10 protein-coding genes and 1 tRNA gene are annotated in these 11452 nt (G+C 49.3%); 2 read left to right on the plus strand and 9 right to left on the minus strand.

Features of this window, described 5'->3' with window-relative positions:
- Nucleotides 1–105 precede the first annotated feature (105 nt).
- A complete protein-coding gene (locus Q1Y74_RS12620) occupies nucleotides 106–282 on the plus strand; it encodes a hypothetical protein (protein WP_300814663.1) in 177 nt (58 codons plus the stop codon).
- A complete protein-coding gene (locus Q1Y74_RS12625; RefSeq protein WP_300814664.1) occupies nucleotides 245–1747 on the plus strand; it encodes a recombinase family protein in 1503 nt (500 codons plus the stop codon). Before Q1Y74_RS12620 ends, Q1Y74_RS12625 begins: the two co-directional genes overlap by 38 nt.
- Here the strand turns inward: Q1Y74_RS12625 and Q1Y74_RS12630 are convergent.
- The 9 genes from Q1Y74_RS12630 to Q1Y74_RS12670 form a co-directional block, all read right to left on the minus strand.
- A tRNA-Leu gene (locus tag Q1Y74_RS12630) sits at nucleotides 1739–1820 on the minus strand. The two genes, Q1Y74_RS12625 and Q1Y74_RS12630, sit on opposite strands and share 9 nt — an antisense overlap.
- 66 nt (nucleotides 1821–1886) lie before the next feature.
- On the minus strand, nucleotides 1887–2930 hold the full coding sequence (locus Q1Y74_RS12635) for a S41 family peptidase (RefSeq protein ID WP_300814665.1): 1044 nt from the start codon (nucleotides 2928–2930) through the stop codon (nucleotides 1887–1889).
- 8 nt (nucleotides 2931–2938) lie between these two features.
- A complete protein-coding gene (locus Q1Y74_RS12640; RefSeq protein WP_300814666.1) occupies nucleotides 2939–3793 on the minus strand; it encodes a DUF3316 domain-containing protein in 855 nt (284 codons plus the stop codon).
- A gap of 10 nt (nucleotides 3794–3803) precedes the next feature.
- Entirely contained in the window at nucleotides 3804–6485 is a 2682-nt protein-coding gene (locus Q1Y74_RS12645; RefSeq protein WP_300814667.1) for a DNA gyrase/topoisomerase IV subunit A, read from the minus strand.
- Nucleotides 6486–6739: 254 nt separating this feature from the next.
- Nucleotides 6740–7564 carry an OmpA family protein gene (locus Q1Y74_RS12650; protein ID WP_300814668.1) on the minus strand — a complete coding sequence of 275 codons (825 nt, stop codon included), beginning with the start codon at nucleotides 7562–7564 and terminating at the stop codon, nucleotides 6740–6742.
- The gene (locus tag Q1Y74_RS12655) at nucleotides 7519–7770 is read right to left on the minus strand and encodes a hypothetical protein (protein WP_300814669.1); all 252 of its coding nucleotides are present in this window, start codon (nucleotides 7768–7770) and stop codon (nucleotides 7519–7521) included. The genes Q1Y74_RS12650 and Q1Y74_RS12655 overlap by 46 nt, the downstream gene beginning before the upstream one ends.
- Before the next feature lie 11 nt (nucleotides 7771–7781).
- Nucleotides 7782–8369: a hypothetical protein gene (locus tag Q1Y74_RS12660; protein ID WP_300814670.1), complete on the minus strand. Its 588-nt coding sequence runs from the start codon at nucleotides 8367–8369 to the stop codon at nucleotides 7782–7784.
- A gap of 101 nt (nucleotides 8370–8470) precedes the next feature.
- Nucleotides 8471–9352 (minus strand): BT1926 family outer membrane beta-barrel protein, encoded by an 882-nt coding sequence (locus Q1Y74_RS12665; RefSeq protein ID WP_300814671.1) that lies wholly within the window; start codon nucleotides 9350–9352, stop codon nucleotides 8471–8473.
- Between the two features lie 22 nt (nucleotides 9353–9374).
- A complete protein-coding gene (locus Q1Y74_RS12670) occupies nucleotides 9375–11249 on the minus strand; it encodes a hypothetical protein (protein WP_300814672.1) in 1875 nt (624 codons plus the stop codon).
- Nucleotides 11250–11452: the final 203 nt, after the last annotated feature.

Here is an 11452-nt window from a genome sequence, read left to right on the forward strand (position 1 = left end):
AAACTATGATTTCTAATCGAAAAATTTTATTAGCCTTGTAACTAACTGATTATTAGTTAATAATAACTGTTTTAAAGAATTTTCTCCGGACAGCAATGATAATGAATGATTAAATATCAAGACTATGAACAAGAATTTAATCAGTTAGGAATATCCCAAACAGACGCTTGCATTCTTTTAGACTATATGCAGGCCATAGCAGAGATAGGTATTAGATTTAATAATGAGAAAAAAGTAGAAGGCGATGAAGAATTGTATAATATGGACGAGAGTATCAACTAAGTATCAGGAGAAAAATGGAGCTTCCTTAGCTGACCAAAAATGTAAATGTGAACTATTTGCAAAGCAAAATGGATATAAGATAAAAGGGTATTTTGGTGGTGCGCATGAAACTGCCAAAACACCAGGCCCTATGTTAAAAGAGATGTATTCTGTATTGAAGAAGGATAAAACCATCACACACGTTATTATATCCGAAGTTGACAGATTTAGTAGGAATGTAGGACAAGGGGCTACTATTATTGATGAACTATTAAAGCGCAAAGTAATCATAGTAGAAGCATCAACAGGAATAGACACCTCTACTCGTAACGGGGTTATGATGGTCAAATTTAAACTGACACTGGCTGAATGGGACAATGGAAATCGTACCGACAAATTTATATCAGGGCGAAAGTTTTGCCTTGAAAATGGTGTGTACTGTGAAGCGGCCAAACCTCTTGGCTACACCAAACATGGAAAATCATTGGGTACAACTTTCACGATAAATGAAGATGGTAAATTGATAAAGAAAGCCTTTGCTTGGAAATTACAAGGTATGGCAAATTACCAAATTATAGAGAAACTGAAAACTTATGGACTGACATTAACCAAGCAAAAGTTGCATCACATCCTTACCAATCCTTTTTATGCAGGGAAAATCCGACACAAGATGTTGGAAGGAAAACTTGTGGACGGCAATCAACCTCACATTGTCAGTTATGATGATTTTTTGCGTGTGCAAGAAATACTGAGTGATAGAACAGGGGTATATACTCATAAAAAAGAAACACCACGCTATCCTTTGAAACGCCACGTTTTGTGTGCAAAAGACCATACTCCGTTTACAGCTTACACTGTAAAGAAAAAGAATTTGGATTATTATAAATGCAATCAGATTGGCTGCAAAACAAATGAATCAGCAAAGAAGTTGCATAGCAAATATGAACGTGTCTTGCATTCATTCAATATTCCTCACGAACTGACAAGCATTTTGCGTGATATTATCAGTCGGATGATTGCTGTTGACGATGAAGAACAAAGGAAAACAGAAGTCCTATTGAAAAAGCAGAAAACGGAATGCCAAAACAAGATGAAGAAGTGTAAAGTACGGTTTGGAATGGGCGATATTGATGAAGATATTTATGAGGCAACGGTTGAGACATTGCAGGAAAGGCTTACTAAAATAGACCTTGAATTAGCAAACTGCAAAAGAAATTTATCGAACTTCAACAGTGAAGTTGATGATACGCTTGCAATATGCTGTGAATTAGATACTTTATGGAAAAATGCTTCGTTGGAATTAAGCCAAAGAATCCAAAATTTACTCTTTCCTGATGGAATTTTGTGGGATAAAGAAATTGACGATTATCGAACCTTCCATGAGAATAAGGCACTCTCTATAATAGCAAAAATATCAAGCGATTACAAAAATAAAAAAGAGAAAAACTCTTCCGAATTTTCCTCTTCTGTCTTTCTGTGCGGCTGATAGGACTCGAACCTACACGTCTTGCGACACCAGATCCTAAGTCTGGCGCGGCTACCAATTACGCCACAGCCGCAGTTGCTGTTTCTTGTTGGGCGCGGCAAAGATAGTAAGATTTTTCGGTACCTGCAAACCGTTTGCCTCAGAAAGTGGGTCTCAGTTGGTCTTGCTTCCCTTTTTTCAGCAGTTCGCGGGCCCGTTCGATGATGGTGTCCAGGCCGTTGGCCTTGTCGGTCTCGTCCATGTCCACCCACACGTCGGGCTCGATGCCGAACTCAATGTGCTCTTTCTGTGCGTTCAGGTGGGGGCTGGCGGAGAAACGTACGCCCCAGCCGTTGGGCAGTTCCGACGAGAAGGGCAGTCCCGAGCCGCCTCCGCTCTGGTCGCCCACGAGGATGACGCCGGGCAGCACGCTCATGGAGTTGATGAAGTCGTTGGTGGCGCTGTACGAGTGGCGGTTGGTGAGTACGGCTACGGGCTTTTGCCAGCGGATGCTGTTGGAGGGTTCCAGGTAGATGGGCTCGGGGTCGGAGAAGTCGCTGTGCCCCTTGCCTGTCTTGTGCTGGATGTAGCCGGTCAGCACGCGCTCGTTGGTGAAGCGGGCGGCCAGCAGGCTGGAGTAGGTCAGGTTGCCGCCGCCGTTGTTGCGCACGTCGATGATGAGGCCGTTGCAGATGGAAAGATACGAAAGGGCCTCGTCCAGGTTGCCGTCGCCGATGCCGCTGGTGAAGTCGCCATAATAGATGTAGCCGATGTTGTCTTCCAGAATGCGGTACTTCATGCCGCCGGAAATGCGGTATTCTCGTCCCAGGTACTGCTCTACCAGCGCTTCGTCGAAGTTGCGCGGATAATCTAGGTACCAGTCCCAGTAGCGGGCGGTGTTGGAGGCGGAGTAGAGGTTGACGTGTCCGTCTTTCAGCTCGGCCAGCATGTTGCCCAGCACCTCGAAGAGTCCGTCGTAGCTCATGCCGGGGGTGATAAGGGGCTGGTAGCGGTCGTGTATGGCATCCCAGTCTATCTGCTTGTAGTCCAGGAAGCAGTATTGCTCGTCTATAATCCGCCACAGGGCCTCGAAATTGCCTTGCGGGCTGTTGTCGAAGTCTTCTTCGCGGATGCAGCCCGTCAGCAGGACGAGGAGGACAGACGGGAGGAGGAGCATATTCCGAATGGGGGCAGTGAGTCTCATAAGGTTGATTATTTCTTAGGGGGTAAGAGGTAGAACTCCTTGACGAAGCCCACCATGAATACGTGTGAGTAGGTATGGGCCTTGATGCCGTTCAGGTGGAACTGCTGTGCGTCCCACACATAGGCCAGGCGCATCTTGGCGCGTCCCACAGGAAGGTCGGCCGTCAGCATTTGCCGCAGCGATGGCTGATTGTGGAGCGAGGTGAAGCACACTACTCCGCTGGCGTTGCCCAGCGAGAAGATTTCGTAGTACGACTGTCCGTAGTGGGGCGAGAAGGCCACTCCTGCCAGAGGCAGGTTCAGCTGGTAACGCAGGGTGAGGGGGTAGTTGCGGATGCGCAGGTTCCACACGGCCATGCCCGAGGCGGCCAGGTTGACGTAAGCGCGTGCCTGGGCGGGGTTGTTGCCGTTGCGCAGGTTGTAGACGAAGCCTCCGTCCAGTTCTCCCGCCGCTCCGGCCAGCAGGCGGAAGTTGTCCGTCAGGCGGAAGTGGTAGTGCAGGGCGTAGTTCCAGTTGAGCAGAGCGGACAGGGTGTTGTTGTTCTCAGCCCGGTTGTGCGTATAGCCCAGGTTGCCTTGGAAGAAGGTCTGGCGGGAGACGTTGCCGTCCAGCCAGCGGGTCATGCGCATGCTCTCGCGGGATACGCGGAACTCTACTCCCCGGTACTCCTGGGGCGAAAGGTAGGTGTCGAACACGTTGGTGAATCCGGCACCGTACAGGGTGGCGCGGGTGACGAATCGGGTAGGGGCAACTGTCAGTGAGTCGGCCGTCAGGGCCGTCGCTCTCTTCTCTGTGAAGTCCTGCGCCGTCAATGTGTTCCAGACAAACAGGAATGTCAGGGTATATAAGAGTCTGTATTTCATATTTCTCCGGTCAGAACAGTTTCATTTGTCCTGTGATTTCGTCGATAATGTCTCCTTCGCTCTTGTCCCGGTCGGGGTCCAGGTTCTCGGGTTCTTCTTCCTCCTTAATATCCGTTTCCTGTACTTTCTCGTACTGTCGGGTGGGTTCCAGTTCGTTGATGGTCTCTATGGTGTAGGTGGTCAGGCGCTTGCCTTTGGCCTTGAAGCCCTTCACGGCAATGAACTCGTCGGCATCGATGACCAGAGGCTCGCGGAAGTTGTCGTGTCCTCCGAAGACCACCTCCAGGCGGGGATAGTACTCGTCCGTAAGCAATACCAGGCGGTTGTTTTTGTTTTCGCCCAGGTAGTTCTGCTTGCGGGTGAAAGGCTCGAAACAGAAGCGTTTGATGTAAGGGTAGTTTTGCTGGTCGGCATCGTAGAGCACAGCCGTCCACACCTTGTTGGGGTCGAACTTCTCCATGATGCGTATGTTGTCTTCGTAGTGGTTGTTCACGTCGAAGTTGGTGGTATAGAAGTCGCCGTTGTTCAGCACCACGAGGATGAGCTCGCCGCTCTGGAACTCACCCAGGTAGTCGCCGCGCCCATCGTAGTTGAGGCGGAGCACGTCGCTGTCGAACCACACCTTGCGTCCTCCCAGGGTGGAACCACCGCGTTGCTTCAGACTGATTTTATGTACCGGGTTACGGGTCAGGATGTTTCCGATGGCCTGCCGTCCCTTGATGCCTATCTGGCTGAAGTCTTCCTCGAAGATAATCTTGCGGATACGCGGGTTGGGCTTCAGCGTCACCTTGATGATTTCGGCCTCGCCGTTGGGATTGGCACTGAAGTAGGTGATGCGCGAGTCGGGCTTGCCCTGGGTGAGGTCGTATTCGCGGTCGCGCACGATGGAAGTCACGGCAAAGCGCTTGATGTAAGTGGTGCCGTCCTTGCCGTCGCGGTAGCAGACGTTGTAGATGGTACGCTTGTCGTTCTTCTTGAACACGTTGGCATAGAGGATATTCTTGCCCACAAACTTCTTGTCGGCTACGGGCGTGATAATGTAACGGCCATCGCGGAAAAAGATGATGACATCATCCAGATTGGAGCAGTTGGCCAGGAACTCGTCCTTCTTCAACCCCGTGCCTATAAAGCCCTCCTCGCGGTTGATGTAGAGTTTCTCGTTGGCCTCCACTACCTTGGCAGAGTCTATGACGTCGAAGTTGCGCAGTTCGGTACGGCGCGGGAAGTTCTTGCCGTACTTGTTCTGCAACATCCGGAACCAGTCCACGGTGTATTCCACGATGTTGTCCAGGTGACGGTCAATTTCCTCCACGTCCGCCTTCATGCGGGCGATGGCCTCTTCGGCCTTATCCGAGTTGAACTTGAGGATGCGTGCCATCTTGATTTCCATCAGGCGCAGGATGTCATCTTTGGTCACCTCGCGGATGAAAGAGGGATAATAGGGAGTCAGACGCAGGTCTATGTGCTCGCAGGCGGCGTCCATGTTCGGGGCCTGTTCAAACTCCCGGTCCTTGTAGATGCGTTCTTCGATGAAGACCTTCTCCAACGATGCGAAATGCAGACTCTCCAGAATCTCGCCGCGGCGTATCTCCAGTTCCTTCCTCAGCAGGGCCAAAGTGTTGTCCACAGACTTGCGCAGCACGTCGCTCACGGTGAGGAAGTGTGGCTTCTGGTCGTCGATGACGCAGCAGTTGGGCGAGATGCTCACCTCGCAGTCGGTAAAGGCAAACAGGGCGTCTATGGTCTTGTCCGACGATACGCCCGGAGCCAGATGGACCAGTATCTCCACACTGCCCGATGTCAAGTCTTCCACCTTCTTTATTTTGATTTTTCCCTTCTCGCTGGCTTTTACGATGGAGTCGCACACGCTGGCTACGGTCTTTCCGTAGGGAATCTCACGGATGGCCAGAGTCTTGTTGTCCACCTTTTCTATCTTGGCGCGTATGCGCACGCTGCCGCCCCGCTCGCCGTCGTTGTACTTGCTCACGTCGATGCTGCCTCCCGTCTGGAAGTCGGGGTAGAGGCGGAACTCCTCGCCGTGCAGGTAGCTGACGGCAGCGTCGCAAAGCTCGTTGAAGTTGTGTGGCAGAATCTTGGACGAAAGCCCTACGGCAATGCCCTCCACGCCCTGTGCCAGCAGCAGGGGGAACTTTACGGGCAGGGTGATTGGCTCGCGGTTGCGTCCGTCGTAGGACAGCTTCCACTCGGTCGTCTTGGGGTTGAACACCACGTCCAGGGCAAACTTCGACAGCCGTGCCTCGATGTAACGGGGCGCCGCCGCGCCGTCCCCCGTCAGGATGTTTCCCCAGTTACCCTGGCAGTCTATGAGCAAATCCTTCTGTCCCAGCTGCACCAGCGCATCGCCTATGCTGGCGTCACCGTGCGGGTGGAACTGCATGGTATGCCCCACGATGTTTGCCACCTTGTTGTACCGTCCGTCCTCCATGCGGCGCATGGAGTGCAGGATGCGGCGCTGCACCGGCTTCAGTCCGTCGATGATGTGCGGCACGGCCCGCTCCAGAATGACGTACGACGCATAGTCCAGAAACCAGTTCTGGTACATGCCGCTCAGTTGGTGCTTCACGCTTCCATCCTTCGTGTCGGCGGGTTTGTAGTCAGAATGCCCTTCAGCTCTTTCTTCAGAGAACTCCTTGCCCAAATCATCTTTCGGTACTTCTATATCTTCGCTCATATTTATATCCGTGAATTGGTCTATTCTATGGTAATACAGATTTCAGTTGCAGGCAAAAATACGAATTTTATCGGGATTTTATGCAGGTTGGGGTAGGATTCTTGTCGGACGGCCGGCTGGAACGGTCTGAAAAGAGGCCGTTTGCCCATACAAAAAGAGCATTGCAACCCGGTTTCCCGAGTCCAATGCTCTTTTTGAATGTAGAGAAACCGCTATGAGAATCGGTTCCTCCTGACTATAAATGAGGAGCGGACTTAGTCTGCAACAATGATAACGACTCTGTTCCAGTCGTTATTATTCTTGAACGGCTGTTCTTCTCCTTCCATGCTCATCACCGCGAGCCGGTCGGCGCTGATGCCGTATTTCTTGACCAGACAGTCGCGCACAGCTTCGGCACGCTGCTTGGCAAGACGGAGGTTGATTTCGGGAGTACCCGTACCCGTGTCGGCATATCCGTTGATGGTGGCGTTGGCCTCGGGATACTGCTCCAGATACTGGGCGATGGCCATGATGTTCATCTCCTGGCTCGGTGTGATGTTGGTCTTGCCGATGCTGAACGTCACGTGGCTGCGGATACCCTTCACCACCTTTTCGGCGGGCGGACAATCTTTCTCAACCAAAATGGTGTCTGTCCGGTGTTCTACGATGCTGTCGGCCAGTTGCGCGCGCTGTTCGTTGATGAGTGCATTCATCTCTTCTTCAGTATAGACAATCTCTGGATATTCCTCGGAGATGCAGGTGATGCAGTCCACGTTTATGCCGAACTTGTAGGTGAGGCCCACACCCACGTGGAAATACGTGTCTATGCCGTGGTCGTCGCGTCCGTTCCAGCGGTCGGAAACGCCGTTGGCCGTAGCTTCAACATTCAGGTCGATGGCGTCGTTCAGGCGGAAACTGCCCTGCAGACCCAACTTGCCCATGAAACTGCTGGCATTGCTGAACGAACGGTTGAAGCCCACACCGGCAATAAGGTTCACGTCGAACAGGCGTTCGGGATAACGCTTGATGAGCTGGCTGAGGTTCATCAATCCGTCTACCGTGGCCGAGCCGAAGTAGAAGGACTCAGCCCCGCTGAACACGCCCGGCGCACGAAATACTTACCTACGGCAATGGAACCGCCCGGTGACAACAGCCGGCCGATACCGGTTCCGCCGGTGGAGTAGGTTACTCCCAGTTCGCCCTGGACGAACCACGGATTTTCTTTGGGCGTGTCGCTGTTCTGGGCGTTTGCGCAGAACGAAAACGCGGCCAGTGCCATGGAAGTGACAATAATTCTTAGCTTCATAGTAAACTGTTTTATAAGTTAACCAACTGCGCCTTTACCAGTTCTCTGTCGGCATCGTTCAGGTGTATGCCGTAGCTGTCGTAGATATACCTGCCCAGCACGTTGTCCTTGTTGGTAAGGATTTGCTGCCTGTAAAATTCGGAGAAGGTTTTCTTCATCGTTTCCAGTTGCGAGGCGTCCATCTTCTTGAAGCTGTCGCGGGTGGCCTGGAGGTCGTTCAGAAATTCCTGGAGGCGGAAGTTGAGTGCTGTGCCCTGGGTGGTCACATATTCGCCAATCTCAACTTGAACTTTCCCTCCTTCTATCACTACCGGCATGGACAGAAAGTCGATGGAGTCTGCCGGGTTCACCAGTTGTATGATGGCTACGTATGGCATCGATGCGGTGTCTGTACGTTCTATGGTTATGGTTTTGTCTACAATAGACAAGGTGTCCAGTACCCTTTGTCCAGCGTCCATGAGGTATGCTTCCGTGTATTGCGGGATGTCTACCTTGACGCTGACCGTACAGCCGGATTGTTGCGGTGTCTGGCCTCCCTTACAGCCGACAAGGCCGATTCCGACATTTAGCAAAAGCAAAAGCAGAAGTTTGTTCTTCATCTTGTAGTTGTTTTTAAAAGTAAAGGCGGTCCGGCTAATTTTTATTAGCAGAACCGCCTTCCCTGCATTGTTTACGTTTTTTTAGGAAACGTCTGTTACGTTTAGAACCGGAATCCGAACTTCAACACGGGCATGTCGAATATTTTCACGTTGTGATGCGACACGTTGTATTTGTCAAATCCCTTGGGGCAAATCTGGATGAGGTCGTAACGGTAGGCTACCGGCTGGAACTCCAGTCCCAGAATCATGCCTTTGGCAATGCTGTATTCCACACCGGCCACTGCGGCGCCCTTGATGCCGAACATCTGTCCGGCCTTTCCGGCTGCCAGGTAGACTTGGGTGGGAAGTCCGTCGCCGTCTTCGTCTTCGCCGTCATCGTAGACTTCGCCCGTATAAGGTTCTGTTGTTTCAATTCTCGCCATCTGGAAGCCTGCCAAGACTCCCACATAAGGGTGTATGCGCGGATTGCTCGTCTTGAAATAGCGGTCAGTGCCCACTGATACGTACCAGTTGTTGGTGGCCTGTGCGTTCACATACTTCTGCGCGGGGATAATCATGTCGGGAACGGTTTCATAGTCTCCTTCAATGTAATCCTTCTTCGGCGTGACGCTGATGTTCATTCCGAACGAGAAGTTGACAGCCCAGCAGTCGTCCCAGAAGTATTTGCCTTGCAGGCCGACGATGTTGACCAGACTATTGTTGTTGAACCCGCCGATGTTCAGGTAAGCGCCCGGGTCGACTGACTGGTTTTTGTCGCCACCCAGTCCCACCGAACCTTCCGTGTTGGTGAAGTTGGGCAATAGGTACGAGCCTGTGTTCTCATTGTAGAACGGGCTCTGGCTGCCTAATACCAGCGACACCTGCCACTGACCTTTGCGGGGAGCAAACACCACACCCTCTTTTTTGCCGCTGCCGGCTTGTTGCGCCCAAAGGGGCGCAACAAGGGCTGCTGACAATAAGATTGTGCAAAGTTTCTTTATCATCTTGTTTCAGTTAAAATGTTGATTATTCAGCCGGAGTTTCCTCTGCTGCCGATTCCAAAGACATCTTTTCGATAATTTTGTTCAAGAGATCCAATGCTGCTTTATATTCTTCGTTGGCGTTTTCAACGTCAATTACGGCGTCTTCCCAATTTTCTGTGGCAATTTCTAATGCGCTAAGTTGTTCATCGTTATAAGCCTCCAGGTTACGCTGAGCTGTATCTACTGCATGTTTTTGGTCTTCAATTTCCAAATCCAAGCCTCTGATTAATTCGTTAAGATTTTCGATTTCTGTTGCAATCATATCTGTTGTCCAGAATTCGTAGCCATTCAGTATGTAGTTGTAACATGCATTTTCGATACTTTCCAACAAATCTATAAGCAGTTCTGTTTTTGCCCTAAGCTCATCTGCTGCTTCGTATGTCTGTTCATACTTTAATTCTAAGGCAGTAAGTTCCTCCATCAATTCTTTTTCTTCAGCTTCTGCATTTTCTTTTACTGTGGTATATTCAGTTTCCAAAGAGTTGATGGCAGTAGTTACAGCAGTAATCAGTTTGTTAACAGAACTATTCTTGTCGGCAATCCAAGCTTCAGCAAACTCGATGCGGGCTTCGTTTGCAAATACATTTCCCATCTTTCCGAAACTTCCACAAGCTGCAATATATGCATCGCCATAAAGTGGCTCTTCACTGCTTGCTTCGATAGCTGCTTTTACATCGTCATATGTTAAATCCAATAAACGGGAGTCGGGGTCGCCGTACTCATTGGTATAATATAGAGATGTACCAAAGATTGTATTGGATTGCATGGCAATTAATCTACGCAGTGTGTATTTATCTACTTGAGTTGCATCGCCAATTTCTACTTCGTATGTTCCGTTATTATCGCGGTAGTATATAATATTGGTGGACGTCTCCCATTCATTTGTTGATTCTACATTCTTCGTAGTTATATATGCGCTGCGCTCCCATAAATAATACATGTCAGCTAAACTCATAAAGTCAACCGTGTTGAATATAGCACAATAGCTCCACTCGGTTGCAGAAGCACTGTTTAAGAAAGTGGCATATAACGGAGTAATGGTATTGGCTTGGGTATCCAAGGCTGTTCTCTTGGCATTGTATGTCTCAATAGCTGTTTTGTAATCATTGGCAGCCTTATTCCACGCTTCCTTCTCTTTCTTGACACCTTCGTAATAATTGGCTTCAATCTTGGAATATTCCTCATTATAGTATTCATTCCATTTATTCCATGGATCTGCATCCATATAGGCTTGCCATGCTTCATCCACATCTTCTTGAGTAACGCCTTCTACTCCGTTCTGTAAATCCTGGAATAATTTTTCATAGGCTTTATAGAGCTCTTGTTGCGCTGTAGTGAACTCGTCTAATTTATCATTTAGCGAGCTATTGAGGTTATCTGTTGCTTCAGACTTAACTGTTCCCAGATTCTCGATGTTTGTATAATAAGTGTTCTGTACTTTATAATATGTGTATTCTGCTTTTTGAATAGCTTCCCAAGCAGCCTCGTTTTCTTCTACAGCCTTGTTGAAGTTTGGAAGAGCTTCTGCAAATGCTGTGTATCCTGTGAATTTAGTCAAATCAATCACGGCATCGGCAGGTGTGCGGTAATAAGCATCCACAGCTTCTTTCCATACTTTTTTATCCGCTTCTATTGCAGCTTTCAGTTCTTCATTTTCTTGTTTCCATTCGGCTATTCTTTGTGAAGTCCAAGCATTGTCATTGTCATCGCGTGTCCATGATTTTAGTCTGTCCAATAAATACGTTAATTCGCTAATACGGCCTTCAAGATTGCTTGGGGTGGTCAAAGAATATGTCAATTCAGGATACTCTACGGACTTGATATATTCCCAAGCAAAAGGCAATGCTTCGTTTTTCACATCTTCTGGGAAAGTGAATTCAGGTATGGTGCGTAATAAAGTTAAAGTATTGTCGAAATATTCTTGGTATTCTTTCTGCCATGCTGCATATTCATTGTTGATTGCATATTACTACTGGTGCGATAAAATCGCATTAGTTTTAAATATCATCAAATAACGAGAGTTCTTTGACATTTTGGTTTAAAATGATTGATGAGTCTTGC

The sequence above is a fragment of the uncultured Bacteroides sp. genome, assembly GCF_949298305.1.
Lineage (GTDB): Bacteria > Bacteroidota > Bacteroidia > Bacteroidales > Bacteroidaceae > Bacteroides.